Origin of the sequence: Humitalea rosea, from assembly GCF_003253705.1 — a bacterium.
In the GTDB taxonomy this organism is placed as follows: domain Bacteria; phylum Pseudomonadota; class Alphaproteobacteria; order Acetobacterales; family Acetobacteraceae; genus Humitalea; species Humitalea rosea.
Genome location: NZ_QKYU01000008.1, coordinates 95813 through 112115, shown reverse-complemented (window position 1 = coordinate 112115; position 16303 = coordinate 95813). Strand labels below are relative to the sequence as shown.

At 69.2% G+C, this 16303-nt stretch carries 13 protein-coding genes; 11 read left to right on the top strand and 2 right to left on the bottom strand.

Annotation, left to right across the window (positions count from 1 at the left end; all coding sequences use genetic code 11):
- The first annotated feature begins 165 nt into the window (after positions 1 to 165).
- Genes C8P66_RS08630 through C8P66_RS08605 form a run of 6 tightly spaced genes read left to right on the top strand, consistent with a single transcriptional unit; the run spans position 166 to position 6568 of the window.
- Positions 166 to 1731 carry an ABC transporter substrate-binding protein gene (locus C8P66_RS08630; RefSeq protein ID WP_111397844.1) on the top strand — a complete coding sequence of 522 codons (1566 nt, stop codon included), beginning with the start codon at positions 166 to 168 and terminating at the stop codon, positions 1729 to 1731.
- 12 nt (positions 1732 to 1743) lie between these two features.
- Positions 1744 to 2688, top strand: a complete 945-nt coding sequence (locus C8P66_RS08625; protein ID WP_111397843.1) for an ABC transporter permease — start codon at positions 1744 to 1746, stop codon at positions 2686 to 2688.
- On the top strand, positions 2685 to 3515 hold the full coding sequence (locus C8P66_RS08620; protein WP_111397842.1) for an ABC transporter permease: 831 nt from the start codon (positions 2685 to 2687) through the stop codon (positions 3513 to 3515). The genes C8P66_RS08625 and C8P66_RS08620 overlap by 4 nt, the downstream gene beginning before the upstream one ends.
- Positions 3512 to 4453: an ABC transporter ATP-binding protein gene (locus tag C8P66_RS08615; RefSeq protein WP_111397841.1), complete on the top strand. Its 942-nt coding sequence runs from the start codon at positions 3512 to 3514 to the stop codon at positions 4451 to 4453. Before C8P66_RS08620 ends, C8P66_RS08615 begins: the two co-directional genes overlap by 4 nt.
- A complete protein-coding gene (locus tag C8P66_RS08610; protein WP_111397840.1) occupies positions 4446 to 5246 on the top strand; it encodes an ATP-binding cassette domain-containing protein in 801 nt (266 codons plus the stop codon). Before C8P66_RS08615 ends, C8P66_RS08610 begins: the two co-directional genes overlap by 8 nt.
- Entirely contained in the window at positions 5243 to 6568 is a 1326-nt protein-coding gene (locus tag C8P66_RS08605; protein ID WP_111397839.1) for an LLM class flavin-dependent oxidoreductase, read from the top strand. Before C8P66_RS08610 ends, C8P66_RS08605 begins: the two co-directional genes overlap by 4 nt.
- On the opposite strand, the gene C8P66_RS08600 is transcribed toward C8P66_RS08605, so the two are convergent.
- On the bottom strand, positions 6565 to 7968 hold the full coding sequence (locus C8P66_RS08600; protein ID WP_211314081.1) for a CoA transferase: 1404 nt from the start codon (positions 7966 to 7968) through the stop codon (positions 6565 to 6567). The genes C8P66_RS08605 and C8P66_RS08600 overlap by 4 nt on opposite strands.
- A gap of 249 nt (positions 7969 to 8217) precedes the next feature.
- Between C8P66_RS08600 and C8P66_RS08595 the strand changes: the two genes are divergently transcribed.
- From C8P66_RS08595 to C8P66_RS08575, 5 genes are read left to right on the top strand one after another with little or no spacing between them, the layout of a single operon-like run.
- Positions 8218 to 9828, top strand: a complete 1611-nt coding sequence (locus C8P66_RS08595) for an AMP-binding protein (RefSeq protein ID WP_245903334.1) — start codon at positions 8218 to 8220, stop codon at positions 9826 to 9828.
- A complete protein-coding gene (locus C8P66_RS08590; RefSeq protein WP_111397837.1) occupies positions 9825 to 10577 on the top strand; it encodes an SDR family NAD(P)-dependent oxidoreductase in 753 nt (250 codons plus the stop codon). Before C8P66_RS08595 ends, C8P66_RS08590 begins: the two co-directional genes overlap by 4 nt.
- A gap of 10 nt (positions 10578 to 10587) precedes the next feature.
- Positions 10588 to 11796 (top strand): acyl-CoA dehydrogenase family protein, encoded by a 1209-nt coding sequence (locus C8P66_RS08585; protein ID WP_111397836.1) that lies wholly within the window; start codon positions 10588 to 10590, stop codon positions 11794 to 11796.
- Entirely contained in the window at positions 11789 to 12787 is a 999-nt protein-coding gene (locus C8P66_RS08580) for a phosphotransferase family protein (RefSeq protein WP_111397835.1), read from the top strand. Before C8P66_RS08585 ends, C8P66_RS08580 begins: the two co-directional genes overlap by 8 nt.
- Positions 12780 to 13094, top strand: a complete 315-nt coding sequence (locus tag C8P66_RS08575) for a DUF6285 domain-containing protein (RefSeq protein ID WP_111397834.1) — start codon at positions 12780 to 12782, stop codon at positions 13092 to 13094. The genes C8P66_RS08580 and C8P66_RS08575 overlap by 8 nt, the downstream gene beginning before the upstream one ends.
- 89 nt (positions 13095 to 13183) lie before the next feature.
- Here C8P66_RS08575 and C8P66_RS08570 read toward each other — a convergent pair whose 3' ends face one another.
- Complete coding sequence (locus C8P66_RS08570; RefSeq protein WP_111397833.1) at positions 13184 to 16300, bottom strand: efflux RND transporter permease subunit; 3117 nt, start codon at positions 16298 to 16300, stop codon at positions 13184 to 13186.
- Positions 16301 to 16303 lie beyond the last annotated feature (3 nt).

The following is a 16303-nucleotide window of genomic DNA, read 5'->3' as shown; positions in this document are numbered from 1 at the left end:
GGCCTCTCCCTTTCAGTATGCCGAACTGGCGGGCAATCGCCGAGAAAAGATGCGGCATTGCCGTACAATGGGAGCATATCAACGAAAAATAGGTGCTTGCACAAGACCGTCAAGGCGTCTGTATACTGAACGCCAGACTTTCAACGTTACGTTCGGGAGCATGACATGACCGAGGCTTCGCATGTGGCCGGGATTTCCCGGCGTGGGGTGCTGGGGGCCGGGGCCGGCCTCGGCGTGCTGGCGGGCAGCGGCTGGTCGGGCCCGGCGCTGGCGGCACCTGGCGTGCTGCGCGCGGCGATCACGGGCTACAATGTGGTCAATACGCTGGACCCCGCGGCGGCCGCGCTGATCCCGGAATTCTATGTGATCTGGGGCCTGTACAATGGTTTGCTGAAGTTCGACAGCCAGATGCAACTCGTGCCGGAACTGGCCGAGAGCTATCGCGTCACCGATGATGGCGCGCTGGAATTCAAGCTGCGTTCGGGCGTGAAGTTCCATGACGGCAGCGTGCTGACCGCGGATGATGTGAAGTTCACGCTGGAACGGCTGATGGATGAGGCGACGCGTTCGCCGAACCGCAGCAAGGTCTCGGCGCTGAGCGCGATCGAGGTGCCCGATCCGCTGACCGTGCGGCTGCGCACGGCCGAGCCCTTCGCGCCGCTGCTGACCTTCCTGACCAATGCGCGCACCGGCACGCAGATCCTGTCGCGCAAGGCGGTGCAGGCCGATCCGGCGGGCTATGGCCGCAAGCCGATCGGCACCGGCGCCTACAGGCTGCGCGCCTGGGAACCGGGGCAGGCGCTGAAGCTTTCGCTGTTCGAGGATTATTTCATCCCCGGCCGCAACCGCATTCCCGAGATCGAGATCCCGCTGATCGCCGAGGAGAGCAGCGGCGTCACCGCGCTCATGGGCAAGCAGATCGATCTGACCAGCACCGCGCCCTTCGCCGACATCCCGACCTTGGAGCGGCGCCCGGACATCAAGGTGCTGAAGCAGCCGGGCCTGAACACGCGCTTCCTGCAACTCAACACCCGCAAGCCGCCCTTCGACGACGTGCATTTCCGCCGCGCCGTCTCGCTCGCCATCAACCGCGACGTGCTGGTGCGCATCGTGCTGTTCGGCGAGGGCGTGGCCACGCCGGCGCTGATCCCGCCCTCGCTCACCGCCTCCTACGATGCCACGCCGAAGCCGTTGACCACCTTCAACGCCGAACGCGCGCGGGCCGAGCTTGCGAAGTCGAAATACGGCGCCGGCACCACGGGCGCGATCCTGACCTGGGGTTCGGGCTGGTGGAAGCGCTTCGGCGAGGTCGTGGCGGCGCAGGTCAACCAGGTGCTCGGCACCAACCTCACTGTCGAGGTGACCGAGGCCAATACCGTCTTCTCGCGCATCCGCGCGGGCGACTATCAGGCCGGGACCTGGGGCTGGCTCGGCATGATCGATCCGGATGAGTATTCCTACGATCTGCTGCACAGCAGCGGCTGGCGCAACTTCGCGGGCTACGCCAATCCGGCGCTGGACACGTTGCTGATCCAGGCACGGCGGGAGCTGGACCCGGCCAGGCGCGGCGCGCTGTACAAGCAGAGCGAACATCTCTGGATCGAGGATATGCCGGTGATCCCGCTGTTCTGCTCCAATGTGCACAATCTGCTGGCGAGCAATGTCACGGGCTTCACGCAACTGCCCTACTCCAACTTCGGCGACCAGTTCGCGACCATGGCGATTGGGTAACGCGGTTTGTTGATGGCGGCATCCCGGCGGGCGGCGGTCCTGCTGCTCACCGTTCTCGCCGGGGCCATGGTGGTGTTCTTCGCGATGAAGGCGGCGCCGGGCGATCCGGCGCTGTCCGCACTCGGCGAGAATGCGCGGCCGGAGCTGGTCGCGGCCTTCCGCCGGTTGCACAATTTGGACCTGCCGGTCGGCGAGCAATTCGCGACCTGGATCTCCGGCGCGCTGCGCGGCGATTTCGGGCGATCGCTGACGCTCGCGGGCGGGGTGCCGGTCGGGCAGCTCATCGCCGGGCGCTTGCCGGTCACGGCCTTCATCGGGCTCTATGCGCTGATCCTTGCCGGCGTCATCTCGATGATCGTCGGCACGGTCGCCGCATTGTCGCGCGGGACGGCGCTGGATACGCTGATGACCTCCTTCGCGGTGCTGGGCGTGTCGATGCCGGATTTCTGGCTGGGCTATGTGCTGGTCTTCTTCCTGGCGCTGAACCTGCCGATCTTCCCCTCCTATGGTTTCGTCTCGCCGTCCGACTCGCTGCCGGGCGCGCTGCTTTCGGGCTTCCTGCCGGCGCTGGCGATCGCCGCGCCCATGGCGGCGGTGTTTTCGCGGGTGCTGCGGGCGGCGCTGCTGGAGGTGATGCACCGGCCCTATGTGCAGGTGCAGCGCTCGCTCGGGCTGTCATCCTCCTTCGTGTTCCTGCACACGATCTTCCGCAATGCGCTGATCCCCTATGTCACCATCATCGGCTTGCAGGTGCGCTATCTGCTGGGCGGGGTGGTGGTGATCGAGCGCGTCTTCGGCATCCCCGGCATCGGCTCGCTGATGGTCGATGGCGCCTTCGGGCGTGATTATCCGGTGATCCAGGCCTGCGCGTTGACCTTCCTCGTCATCGTGCTGGGAACAAATCTTCTGGTCGATCTGCTCTGCGCGCGGCTGGACCCCAAGGCGCGCGGGCGATGAGGCGCGCCTTGCGCAGCCGCACCCTTGTGGTCGGGCTGGGGCTGACCTTGCTCACGCTGTTCGGGGTGATCGCGGGGCCCTGGATCACGCCCTTCTCCCCCACCGAGATGGATTTCATCGCGGTGCTGACGCCGCCCGACATGACGCATTGGCTCGGCACGGATTCCTTCGGGCGGGACGTGCTGTCGCGTGTGCTGTCGGGGGGGCGGGTGTCGCTGTTCATCAGCCTCTGCGGCGTCGGCATCGGCGCGGTGCTGGGCGTGGCGGCGGGCATGACGGCGGCCTGGCGCGGGGGGATGTTCGAGGTCGCGCTGATGGCCGCCTGTGACCTGCTTTTCGCTTTCCCGAGCTTCGTGCTCGCGCTGTTCATGATGGTCGTGCTCGGCTTCGGGCTGCACAACATCATCATCGCGGTGGCGCTGGCCTATCTGCCGATCTTCGCGCGGCTGGCGCGCAACCTCACGCGCACCTTGATGCATGAGCCCTTCGTGCAGGCCGCGCGGCTGATGGGGCAGGGGGGCGGGCGCATCCTGCTGCGCGAGATCCTGCCGAACATTTTCCCGACCCTGCTGGTGCAGGCGAGCGTCGGCCTCGCCTTCGGCATCGTGATGGAGGCGGGGCTCTCCTTCCTCGGCCTCGGCGTGCAGCCCCCGATGCCTTCGCTCGGCGTCATCCTTGCCGATGGGCGCGAGTATTTTACGCGCGGACCCTGGGTTCTGACGATGACCGGCCTTGTCGTCTCGGTGGCGCTGCTCGGGCTGAACCTGTTGGGCGATGCGCTGCGCGACCTGACCGACCCGCGGCTGCGGCAGGCGGCCGGGCCGTGAGCCGGCTGCTGGAGGTGCGCAACCTGCGCGTCACCGCCGGGCCGCTGGCGGTGGTGCGCGGCATCGACATCGACCTGGATGAAGGCGAGACGCTCGGGCTGATCGGGGAATCCGGCTCGGGCAAGACGGTCGCCTGCCTGTCGTTGCTGCGGCTGCTGCCCGACGGGCTGCGGACCGAGGCTGATGTGCTGATCTACAAGGATCGCGACATCGCCTCTCTGCCCGAACGCGAGTTCCGCCCGCTGCGGGGGCGGGAGCTTGCGATGGTGTTCCAGGACCCGGTCGGGTCCTTCAACCCGGCCAAGCGCATCGGCTGGCATCTGCGCACCGCGATCGCGCGCGCGGGGCACGACGGCCCGTGGCGCGAGCGGGCGCTGGAACTGCTCGATGGCGTCGGCATCCCGCAGCCGGCGGCGGTGTTGGAACGCTACCCGCACCAGCTTTCGGGCGGCATGCTGCAACGCGCGCTGATCGCGATGATCGTGGCGCTCAAGCCCAGCCTGATCGTCGCCGATGAGCCGACGACGAATCTCGACAACATCGTCGAGGAACAGATTCTTGCCTTGTTCCGCGACCTGCAAAAACGCCTGGCCGCGGGCTTCATCTTCATCACCCATGACATCGGCGTCGCGGCCCAGATCGCCGACCGCATCGCCGTGATGTACGCCGGCCAGATCGTCGAGACCGGGCCCACCGCCGACATCCTTGCCGCGCCCCGCCACCCCTATACCCGCGGGCTGATCGCCACCGCCAATGCGCTGGCGGCGCGGGCCGAGACCCTGGCGGAGATTCCGGGTCAGTTGCCCGCGCTCGACGCGCTGCCGCCGGGCTGCGGCTTCGCGCCACGCTGCGCCCAGGCGCGGCCGGCCTGCGCCCAGCCGCAGCCGATGCGCCCGGTCGGGCCGGGCCATGCGATGCGGTGCCTGCTCGATGCGTGACCCCTTGCTCAGCATCGAAGACCTGGTCGTGGAATTCCGCGATCCGCACCGTCCGGGCGGCGTGCTGCGTGCGGTGGATGGGGTGAGCCTCACCATCGCGCCGGGCGAGATCCTGGGTCTGGTCGGTGAATCCGGCAGCGGCAAGACGACGCTCGGCAAGACCATCCTGCGCCTCTACGAACCGCGGGAAGGCCGGCTGCGGCTCAAGGGTCTGGACATCACGCATCTGGACGAGGCCGGCCTGCGCCCGCATCGCCGCGCGATGCAGATGGTGTTCCAGGACCCGCTCTCCTCCTTCAACCCGCGGCATACCGTCGGCGAGGCCCTTGCCGTGCCGCTACGCCTGCACCGGCTCTGCGCGCCCAGCGACCTCGCCGCGCGTGTCGCGCGCAGCCTGGAGGAGGTGGGGCTGCGGCCGGACTTCGCCGACCGCTACCCGCATCAGATGTCGGGCGGGCAGTTGCAGCGCGCGGCGATCGGGCGCGCGCTGACCCTGTCGCCGGAGCTGATCGTGGCGGATGAGGCGGTGTCCAAGCTCGATGTCTCGGTCCGCGCGCAGATCCTGAACCTGTTGCGCGCGGTGCAGGCCCGCACCGGCCTCGCCATGGTCTTCATCACGCATGACCTGCATGTGGCGCGCTTCCTGTGCCATCGCATCGCGGTGATGCATTTCGGCAAGCTGCTGGAAATCGGGCCGACCGAGGATGTTTTCCAACATCCGCAGCACGACTATACCCGTGCCTTGCTCGGCACATTGCATGCACGCGAAGCGCGCGCGAGGACACCGTCATGACCACTCGTCCACAGATCAAGCTCGGCCTGTCCATGCGCTACCTCGGCTATCACGCCGCGGCCTGGCGCCATCCGGATGCGGACCCGGCCGGCGCGTCCAAGCTGTCGCATTTCATCCGCGTGGCGCAGACCGCCGAGGCCGCGAAATTCGACATGGTCTTCCTTGCCGATGGCATCGGCATCCGTGCGCGGGACGAGCCCCCCGGCGCGCTCAGCCAATCGGCGCAGACGGCGGAGCTGGAGCCGCTGACCCTGCTCTCGGCGCTGTCGGCGGTGACCAGCCGCATCGGCCTGGTCTCCACCGCCTCCACCACCTACAACGAGCCCTTCCACATCGCGCGCAAATTCGCCTCGCTCGACCACATCAGCGGCGGGCGCGCCGGGTGGAACATCGTCACCTCCTGGTCCGATGCCGAGGCGCGGAACTTCAACCGCGAGGAGCACGTCGAATACGCCACGCGCTACGAGCGCGCCGCCGAGTTCGTCGAGGTGGTCAAGGGCTTGTGGGACAGTTGGGAGGAAGACGCGCTCTGCATGGACAAGGCGAGCGGGCGCTTCTTCGACCCCGCCAAGCTGCATGCGCTGAACCACGTCGGCAAGCATTTCCGCGTGCAGGGGCCGCTCAGCGTGAAGCGCACGCCGCAGGGCCGGCCGATCCTGGTGCAGGCGGGCGTGTCGGAGGTCGGCATGGAGATCGCCGCCGCCAGCGCCGAAGTCGTCTACGCCGTCTCGCATGATCTCGAAACCGGGCTTGGCTACTACAACAACCTCAAGGACCGGTTGGAGAAATACGGCCGTGGGCGCGATGAGCTGAAGGTCATGCCGGGGCTGACCATCTTCACCGGCCATACCGAGAGCGAGGCGCGCGAAAAATACGACATGATGAACGCGCTGGTGCCGCCGCAGCTTGGTCTGTCCTACCTTTACGGCCAGATGGGCGATCTGTCGGCCTATCCGCTCGACGGCCCGGTGCCGGAGCCGACCAATCCCAAGGTCCGCAGCATCGCCCGGAATCTCCTGACCATGGCGCGCAACGACAATCTCTCGATCCGCGACCTCTACACCATCACCGCGGCCGGCTTCGGCACCCGCGTGCTGATCGGCACGGGGCCGCAGGTGGTGGATGAGATGGAGGCATGGGTGGACGCCGGTGCGGCCGATGGCTTCAACATCTGCCCGCCGATCCTGCCGCTCGGCCTCGATGATTTCGTCACCTTCATCATGCCGGAACTGCGCCGCCGCGGCATGTTCCGCACCGAATACGAGGGCACCACGCTGCGCGAGAACCTCGGCGCCAAGATGCCGAAGAATCGCTACAGCTAAGCGCGCCACTCCGGGCGATGCGTGCCGAGTGTCACCGGCGGCGTCGCCCAGGTCGCGGGCGTGGCTGACAGGCGGGCGGCGCCACGCACCAGCGACAGCCGCCCGAAGGGGCTCTCGACGCTGTCCAGCCGGTCACGGACATCCTCGAACCCCGGGTCCGCCACGGCAAACCCCGCCGCCACCCGCGGCAACCCGCGCAGCCACAGCGCCGTCCGCGCCAGCGACACGCGCACCCGCCAGGACCCGCCCTCCTCCATCCGGCGCAGCAGCGCCGTCAGTATGCCGAGCGCCAGCAGCGTGCCCCCGGCATGGTCCAGCACCTGGGCCGGCAGCGCCTTCGGCTCGCCGCCGCCGGCGGCCGCGGCCTCGGCGCGGTTCAGGCCGGTGGCGCTTTGCACCAGGCTGTCGAAGCCGCGCCGCCCGGCCCAGGGCCCGGTGAAGCCATAGGCCGAGAGCGAGGCGTGGATCAGCCCCGGCCGCAGCCCGGCCAGCGCCTCGGGGCCCAGCCCGAACCCCTCCAGCGCCCCCGGCCGGTAGGATTGCAGCACCACATCCGTCCCGGCCGCGAGCGCGCGGAAGCGGCCAAGATCGGCCTCCTGCCGCAGATCCAGCGTGGCGCTGCGCTTGCCGCGCCCGGTGTCGATCACCAGCGGCTCGACCTGCGGCAAATGCGGTGCCGAGATATGCAGCACCTCCGCGCCATGCGCGGCCAGCACGCGCCCGGCGACGGGGCCCGCGATGATCCGCGTCAGCTCCAGCACGCGCAGCCCTTCGAGCGGCCGCGCGCCCAGCGGCATCGGCTGGGGCGGGGCATCGCCGATCCGCTCCACCGCCACCAGCGGTTCGGCCGCGACCGCGCGCCCGGCCTCGGAGGCATCCCATTCCTCGAAGTCGCGCAAGGCGGCCACGACCAGCCCGGCCTCGGCCGCCGCCTGCTCGAAGGCCTTCGCCCCGCGCCGCGCCAGCGCCGCCGCGACCGAAGCGCGGTCATGGGCCACGCCGAGCAGGCGCAGGATGCCGTCGCGGTGATGCGGGAAATTGGTGTGGAGCCGCACCCAGCCATCCTGGCAGCGGTAGAGGCCGGCGATCGCGTCCCACAGCTCCGGCGCCACGCCCTCGCCGATCCGCAGGTAGCGTTCGGAGCGGAATTCGATGGCGGCATCGCGCATCGCCACCGCCACCTGCTGCGGCCCGCCGCCGCGCCGGCGATGCACCTCGGTCGCGGCCAGGGCGGCCGCGGCGATGCTCGCCTGCGCCGCGGTGCCGACCGCGAAGGAGGAGGGCAGCACCGGATCGGTGCCGGTCAGCGCCACCTGGGACAGCGCCGCTTCCGGCAGGCCGAGTGCGGCCCAGAGTCCCGCCAGGGCCGCCGTGCCGCCGGAGGGGGGAGGGAAGCCCATGCGCATCTCCTGCATGATGGGGGCAGCGTCCACCCCCCGCACCACGGCCATAGGCCCGCCCGTTCATGGCAGCAATGACGGGCTCCGGAGGGCTTCGTCGCGCAAACGCCGCCCGGCGACCGATCCCGCCCGCCCGATAGGGCGTGACCGCACGCCGCCGATGGTCGAAGATCGGCGAAAAATCGGAGGATGCGATGCCAGGGTTGTGCAGGGGGCCAGGGCTACACAGGGGCCGGCAGGATGGGCCGCATGGCTGACCGGACGGCCAACCACGTCCCCCTTTCGCCGATCAGCTTCCTGCGCCGTGCGGCCGAGGCCTGGCCCGACCGGACCGCGGTGATCCATGGCGATCTGCGCCGCAGCTATGCCGAGGTCTTCGCCCGTTGCCGCCGCCTCGCCTCGGCGCTGCGTGGCGCGGGGATCGGGCCGGGCGATACCGTGGCGGTGCTGGCCCCCAATGGGCCGGAACTGCTGGAGGCGCATTTCGGCGTCCCCGCCGCCGGCGCCGTGCTGAATGCCATCAACACCCGCGTCGATGCCGCGACCCTGGCGCTGATCCTGCGCCATGGCGAAGCGAAGCTTCTCATTGCCGACCGGGAATGGGGCGCGGTGGTCCGCGCCGCGCTGGCGCTGCTGGCCGCGCCGCCGGTGCTGATCGAGATCGACGACCCCGCCGCCCCCGGCCACCCGCCGCTGGCCGCGACCAGCTACGAGGCGCTGCTGGAGGCCGGCGATCCCGCCTTCCCCTGGACCCCGCCGGAGGATGAGACGGCGGCCATCGCGCTGAACTACACCTCGGGCACCGTGGGCGACCCGAAGGGCGTGCTCTACAGCCATCGCGGCGCCTATCTGAACGCCATGGGCAATGCGCTGACCTTCGGGCTGGGGCCGCGCTCGGTGTATCTCTGGACCTTGCCGATGTTCCATTGCAACGGCTGGAGCTACCCCTGGGCCGTCACCGCCGCGGGCGGCATGCATGTCTGTCTGCGCAAGGTCGAGGCCGCGGCGATCTATCGGCTGGTGGCACAGCACAAGGTCTCGCATTTCTGCGCCGCCCCGGTCGTGCTCGGCATGCTCGCCCGCGCGCCCGCCGCCGAGCGCACCGCCTTCGATCATCCGGTGCAGATCGCGACCGGCGGCGCCGCACCTCCGAGTGCGGTGATCGAGGCGATGGAGGCGGCGGGCTTCGGCGTCACCCATCTGTACGGGCTGACCGAAACCTATGGCCCCTCGCTGTTCTGCGCCTGGCAGGAGGCGTGGGATGGGCTGGGTGTCGTCGCGCGCTCGCGGCTGATGGCGCGGCAGGGCGTGCCGCTGCTGACCCTGGAGGAAGCGATGGTCGCCGACCCCGACACCATGCGCGAACTGCCCTGTGACGGCGTCAGCCTCGGCGAGATCATGATCCGTGGGAATACGGTGATGACCGGCTACCTCAAGGCGCCGGAGGCGACCGCGCGGGCCTTTGCCGGCGGCTGGTTCCATACCGGGGACCTCGCGGTGCGACACCCCGATGGCTACATCGAGGTGAAGGACCGCTCCAAGGACATCATCATTTCCGGGGGCGAGAACATCTCCAGCCTTGAGGTCGAGGAGGTGCTGCACCGCCATCCGCTGGTGCTGGAGGCGGCGGTGGTGGCGCGGCCCGATGACGTCTGGGGCGAGAGCCCCTGCGCCTTCGTCAGCATCCGCCCCGAGGATGCCGAGGCGCTGGACGCCGAGGCGGTGATCGCCTGGTGCCGCGAGAACCTCGCCCGCTACAAGGTGCCGCGCAGCGTGGTCTTCGGCCCGCTGCCGCGCACCGCCACCGGCAAGGTGCAGAAGAACGTGCTGCGCGATCAGGCGCGGGAGTTGCCGTCGTGAGCGTCAACGGGCGGGTCGCGCTGGTCTCCGGCGCATCCGGCGTCCTGGGCGCGCATTTTTCCCGCGTGCTGCACGCGGCGGGCGCGCGCGTGGCGCTGGCGGCCCGGCGTGTCGATCGGATCGAGACGCTGGCAGCGGAGTTGGGCGAGGGCGCGGTGGCGGTGGCGATGGATGTGACCTCGCCGGAGTCCGTCCTGGCCGGTTATGATGCGGCGGAACAGGGGCTCGGCGGCGTCTGCGACATCATCGTCAACTGCGCCGGCATCGCGGTCACCCGCCCCTTCCTGCAACAGAGCATTGAGGATTGGGACGGCGTGCTCGATGTGAACCTGCGTGGCTGCTTCCTGGTGGGGCAGGAGGGCGCGCGCCGTCTGGTCACGGCGAAGCAGCCGGGCTCCATCGTCAACATCGCCTCCATCCTCGGCGATCGCGTCATCGCCGGGGTTGCCGGCTACACCGCCGCCAAGGCGGGGCTGAACCAGTTGACGCGGCAGATGGCGGTGGAACTCGCGCGCTACAATATCCGGGTGAATGCGCTGGCGCCGGGCTATGTCGCGACCGGGATCAATGCCGAATTCTTCGCCTCCGAACCTGGCCAGGCGATGATCCGCCGCATCCCGCAGCGGCGCCTCGGCACGCCCGAGGATCTGACCGCGCCTTTCCTCCTCCTCGCCTCCGCCACGGCCGGCGCCCATATGACGGGCGCCGTGCTGGTGGTGGATGGCGGGCATTCCGTGAACCCACTCTAGGACTGCAACCATGGATTTCTCGCTCAGCCCCGAGGTCGAGGCCCTGCGCCTGCGTATCCGCGGTTTCGTCGATCAGCGGCTGATCCCGCTGGAGGCCGATCGCGCCAGCTATGATGAGCACGACAACATCCAGCCGCCGCTGTTGCAGGCGGTGCGCGCGGAGGCCAAGGCGGCCGGGCTCTGGGCCTTGCAGATGCCGAAACACCGTGGCGGCGGCGGGCTGAAGGTCGCGGAGATGGCGCCCTGCTACGAGGAGATGAACCGCAGCATTTTTGGCCCCGTGGTGTTCAACTCCGCCGCGCCCGACGACGGCAACATGATCGTGCTGGAAAAGGTCGCGACCGAGGTCCAAAAAACCCGTTGGCTGCAACCGATCGTCGATGGCGCGGTGCAGTCCAGCTTCGCGATGACCGAGCCCGATGGCTGCGGCTCCGACCCCTCGCTGACCTATACCAAGGCGGAGCGGCGCGGCGATACCTGGGTCATCACCGGGCGGAAGCACTACATCACCGGGGCGGGAAATGCGAAGCACTTCATCCTGATCGCACGGACCTCGGATGATGAGCGAAAAGGCCTGACGGCGTTCCTGTTCCATGCCGACCAGCCGGGCTGGCGCGTGGTGCGGCGCATTCCGATCATGGGGCCGGAGGAACATGGCGGGCATTGTGAACTTGCCTTTGAAGGTCTGGAGATTCCCGATGAGAACCGGCTCATGGGCATCGGTGACGGGCTGAAGCTGACGCAGATCCGGCTCGGCACTGCGCGGCTGACGCATTGCATGCGCTGGACCGGGCTTGCCAAGCGGTCGCTGGAAATCGCCATGGAGTATGCGTCGCGGCGGGAATCCTTCGGGACCAGGCTGATCGAGAAGGAAAGCGTGCAGGGGCTGCTCGGCCAGGCCGCGATGGAGATCGAGATGAGCCGGCTGCTGACGATGAAGGCCGCCTGGGTGATCGACCAGGGCGGCTTCGCGCGCAACGAGGTGTCGATGGCCAAGATCGTGGCATCGGAGGCGCTGCACAAGGCGGTGGATACCGCGCTGCAACTGCTCGGCGCGCGCGGCTATTCCAAGGACACGGTGGTGGAGTGGATGTACCGCTACGCGCGTCAGGCGCGGCTGGTCGATGGCGCCTCGGAGGTGCATCGCATGGTCATCGCCAATGCGCTGCGGCGTGAGGGCGCGGAGTTCTTCGCCTGGGGCAAGCCCGCGCATGGATGAGCTGCGGCTGACCGATTGGCTGCGGCAGGCCTCGGGGCAGCCGCATCTCGTCATCCGGCAACGCTGGTTGCTGGCCGGCGGCGCGATCCAGCAGAACTGGGCGCTGGATGTGTCCTGGCCGGGCGGGGAGGCCGCCTGGGTGCTGCGCACGGACAGTGCGGCGGTGCTGGATGTCTCGCTGCCGCGCGCGGCGGAATATGCGCTGCTGCGCGTCGCCTTCGCCGCCGGGGTCACGGTGCCGGAACCGCTGTTCCTCTGCGAGGATCTGTCCGTGACGGGCGCGCCCTTCTTCGTGATGCGCCGGGTCGCGGGCATCACCGCCGGGCATCGGCTGGTGAAATCCGACACCGCCGGCGGTGGGCGGCATGCGCTGGTGCGGCGGCTTGGCGAGGAACTCGCGCGCATCCACGCCATCCGCCCGCCGCGGCCGGAGCTGCCCTTCCTGGGCGCGCCGCCGGAGGATGCGGGCCTCGCCTTCATTGCCGCCTCCCGCGCCGCGCTGGACCGGCAGCGGGAGCCGCGGCCGGTGCTGGAATGGGGGCTGCGGCATCTGGAGCTGACGGCGCCGGCGCCGCTCCCGGCGGTGCTCTGCCACAATGATTTCCGTACCGGCAATCTGATGGTCACCGAGGCGGGGCTGACCGCCGTGCTGGACTGGGAATTCGCCGCCTGGGGCGATCCGCACGCCGATCTGGGCTGGCTCTGCGCGCCCTGCTGGCGCTTCGGCAATTTTTTGCGCGAGGCCGGAGGGATCGGCGATCGCGCGGAGCTTTATGCAGCCTACGAGGCGGCATCGGGCACGAGGGCCGAGCCGGCGCGGGTGCGCTGGTGGGAACTGGCGGCGACGATCCGCTGGGCGCTGATCGCGATCGACCAGGCCGAGCGCCACATCTCCGGCACCGAGCGTAGCCTGGAGCTGGCCCTGACCGGCCACCTGGTGCCGGGCCTGGAATGGGAAGTGCTGGACATGGTGGAGGCGGCCAATGCTTGAAAAGCCCGATGCCGGCGATCTGCTCGCCACCGCACGCAGCCTGTTGCTGCACGCGCTGTTGCCGGCGCTGCCCGAGGCCTTGCAGTTCCAGGCGCGCATGATTGCCAATGCCATGGGCATCGCCGAACGCGCATCCGAGGCCGCGGCGGCGCCGGAGATCGCCCCGGGGCTCGCTGCCGGGATCAGGGCGGGGCTGCACGACCCCGGCTCGGCCACGCATGCCGCGACCGCGCAGGCGCTGCGCGCGCTGACACGGGCCCGCTGCGCGGTGAGCGCGCCGCGGAGTTTGCAGGCGCCGCAAGGCTAGGACAGCAAAAGGCACGAAGGTTGCCCGCGGCAACGGCCAGCACCGTCGAGGGTATGGGCAGCGGGTGGTGGGCGGTAGAGCACGTCAGCTCAGGCGGAATCGCCCGCCCGAGCCAGGGCGGTTGCTGAGATCGGCTGCAACGGCGCCCGCCGCGGCGCCGCCAGCCGTTCCAGCGCAAGGTAGATCACCGGCGTGGTATAGAGCGTCAGCAGTTGCGACAGCAGCAGGCCGCCGATGATGGTGATGCCGAGCGGCTGGCGCAACTCGGCGCCGGGCCCGGTGGCGAAGGCCAGGGGCACCGCGCCGAACAGCGCGGCCAAGGTCGTCATCAGGATTGGCCGGAACCGTTCCCGGCAGGCTTCAAGAATCGCGACCATTCCGCCCTCGCCGCCGGCACGTTCATGGTCGAGCGCGAAATCCACCATCATGATGGCGTTCTTCTTCACAATCCCCATCAGCAGGATCACCCCGATCAATGCGATGACCGTGAAGGGCGTGCCGGTGACCAACAGCGCGAGCAAGGCCCCGATGCCCGCGGTGGGCAGGGTCGAGAGGATGGTCAGCGGGTGGATCAGGCTCTCGTAGAGCACACCCAGAACGATGTAGATCGTCAGCAGCGCCGCAAGGATCAGCAACGGCAGCCCACTCTGGAAGGATTGGAAGGCGAGCGCATTGCCGGCGAACTCGCCGCGCACGGTCGCGGGCATCTGGATGTCCAGCACCGCCTTCTCGATCACCGCGGCGGCCTCGCCGAGCGAGGTGTTCTCGGCAAGGTTGAAACTGATCGTCGCCGCGGGGAACAGGCCCTGGTGCCGGATCGAGCGTGGCGCGATGCCGCGCTCCAACTGCACCAGCGCCCCCAGCGGCACCGGCCCGTCGCGGCCGGGGACGAAGATGCGTTGGAGCTGCGCCGGGTCCTCGGTCAGCCGCGGGTCGATCTCCAGGATCACCTTGTACTGGTTGCGGCTGCGATAGATGGTCGAGACCTGACGCTGCGCGAAGGCATTGTTCAACGCCCCATCCAGTGCGGAGATCGAGACGCCAAGCCGCGCCGCCGCATTGCGGTCGATCACGAGGCGGGAGACGAGCCCGGTGCGTTCCTGATCGGAGGAGACATCGGTCACCGCCGGCAGGCTGCGGAGCTGCTGCACCAGCCGCTCGCTCCAAAGCCCGAGGTCGTCCAGGTCCGGTGTCAGCAGCGCATAGGAGTAGGAGCCATTCCCCTGCCGCCCGCCGATGTTGATGTCCCCTGTGGGGCGCAGGAAGGTCTGCACGCCCGTGACGGTGCCGAGCGGCCCGCGCAGGCGGTTGATCACCGCATTCGCATTGATCCCCGGCCGGGCTGCCTGGGGCGTGAGGGCGATCTGCAAACGGATGCTGCTGCTGGACCCGAAGAAGCCGCCGCCGCCCACCGAGGCCGAGGCATTCTCCACCGCCGGATCGGCGCGGATCACCGCCATCACCCGTTCCTGATAGACCGTCATCTGCTGGAAGGAGGTATCGGGCTGGGCCATCGCCGCCCCTTGCAGCAGGCCCGAATCCTGCTCAGGGAAGAAGCCCTTCGGCACCACCGTATAGAGCCAGACGGTGAGCCCCACGAGCGCGAAGGTCATCAGCAGCATCAGGGTGCGATGCCGCAGCGCCACCGCCAGGCTGCGCATGTAGCCATGGATCAGCCACTCCATCACCGCCTCGAAGCCGCGGCCGAACCAGCCTGGCGGGCGCGGTGCCTGACGCGCCAGATGCGCGGCCAGCATCGGCGTCACGGTCAGCGACACCACGGCGGAAATGGCGACGGCGATCGACAAGGTGGCGGCGAATTCGCGGAACATGCGCCCGACGATGCCGCCCATGAACAGCAGCGGGATGAAGACCGCGATCAGCGACAGGCTCATGGACACCACGGTGAAGCCGATCTGGCGCGCGCCTTCCAGCGCCGCCTGGATCGGGCGCATGCCGCGTTCGGTCATGCGTGCCATGTTCTCGATCATGACGATGGCATCATCGACCACGAAGCCGACCGAGATGGTCAGCGCCATCAGCGAGAGATTGTCGAGCGAGTAGCCGACCAGCCACATCACCGCCAGCGTGCCCAGAAGCGACAGCGGCACCGCGACCCCGGCCGCGAAGATCGCCGATGTCCGGCGCAGGAAGGCCGCGACCACCAGCACCACCAGCACAATGGTGATCAGCAGCGTGACCTGCACCTCCTCGACGCTGGCGCGGATGGTTTCGGAGCGGTCGCGCATGATGGTGACGTCGATGCCCGCCGGCATCCAGCGCTGCAGATCCGGCAGCAGCGCGCGGATATTGCCCACCACCTCCAGCACATTCGCGTCGGCCTGTTTGTAGACGGTCAGGATCACGGCGGGGCGGCCGTTGTATTGTCCGGCCTGGCGCCGGTCGCGCGCGCCCAGTTCCACGGTCGCGATGCCGCGCAGCGGCAGCATCGCGCCATTGGCCTGCCGCACGATGATGTTGCCGAATTCCTCCGCCGTCTCCAGCCGGTCGTTCACCGCGATCGCGGCCGATTGCAGCGGATCGTCCAGCAACCCTGTCGCCTGGGTGACGTTGGCGGCGGTGATCGCGCTGCGGATCTGCTCCAGCGAGACATTGGCCGCGGTGGCGGCGGCGGGATCGACGGCGATGCGGATCGCGGGCTGCTCGGCGCCCGCGATGTTGACCTGCGCGGTGCCCTCCACCTGCGACAGCCGTGGCACCACGACGCTGTCGGCGGCGTCATAGATCTCGCCCGAGGTGACGGTGTCCGAGGTCAGCGCCAGGATCATCACTGGCGCGTCGCCGGGGTTCAGCTTGCGGAAGCGCGGCGGGCTGCTGAGCCCCGATGGCAGGTCGGGCCCCGCGGCGTTGATCGCCGCCTGCACGTCCCGCGCCGCGGATTCGATCGAGCGCGACAGGTCGAACTGGATGATGACCGTGGTGCTGCCGAGGCTGGAGCTGGAGGTCAATTCGCTGACCCCGGGGATCTCGCCCAGGCGCCGCTCCAGCGGTGCCGCGACCGAGGAGGCCATGATCGCCGGATCGGCCCCCGGCTGGCTGGCGCTGACCGCGATCGTGGGGAAATCGACCTTGGGCAGCGGCGCCACCGGCAGGTCGAAATACGCGACCATGCCGACCAGCGCGAGGCCGATCGCCAGCAGCGAGGTGCCGATCGGCCGGGCGATGAAGGGGGCGGAGATCGCCATGGC

Coding starts and splice junctions, on each gene's coding strand:
- C8P66_RS08630 (WP_111397844.1), top strand. CDS start 166: ATGACCGAGGCTTCGCATGTGGCCGGGATTTCCCGGCGTGGGGTGCTG.
- C8P66_RS08625 (WP_111397843.1), top strand. CDS start 1,744: ATGGCGGCATCCCGGCGGGCGGCGGTCCTGCTGCTCACCGTTCTCGCC.
- C8P66_RS08620 (WP_111397842.1), top strand. CDS start 2,685: ATGAGGCGCGCCTTGCGCAGCCGCACCCTTGTGGTCGGGCTGGGGCTG.
- C8P66_RS08610 (WP_111397840.1), top strand. CDS start 4,446: ATGCGTGACCCCTTGCTCAGCATCGAAGACCTGGTCGTGGAATTCCGC.
- C8P66_RS08605 (WP_111397839.1), top strand. CDS start 5,243: ATGACCACTCGTCCACAGATCAAGCTCGGCCTGTCCATGCGCTACCTC.
- C8P66_RS08600 (WP_211314081.1), bottom strand. CDS start 7,968: ATGGGCTTCCCTCCCCCCTCCGGCGGCACGGCGGCCCTGGCGGGACTC.
- C8P66_RS08595 (WP_245903334.1), top strand. CDS start 8,218: ATGGCTGACCGGACGGCCAACCACGTCCCCCTTTCGCCGATCAGCTTC.
- C8P66_RS08585 (WP_111397836.1), top strand. CDS start 10,588: ATGGATTTCTCGCTCAGCCCCGAGGTCGAGGCCCTGCGCCTGCGTATC.
- C8P66_RS08580 (WP_111397835.1), top strand. CDS start 11,789: ATGGATGAGCTGCGGCTGACCGATTGGCTGCGGCAGGCCTCGGGGCAG.
- C8P66_RS08575 (WP_111397834.1), top strand. CDS start 12,780: ATGCTTGAAAAGCCCGATGCCGGCGATCTGCTCGCCACCGCACGCAGC.
- C8P66_RS08570 (WP_111397833.1), bottom strand. CDS start 16,300: ATGGCGATCTCCGCCCCCTTCATCGCCCGGCCGATCGGCACCTCGCTG.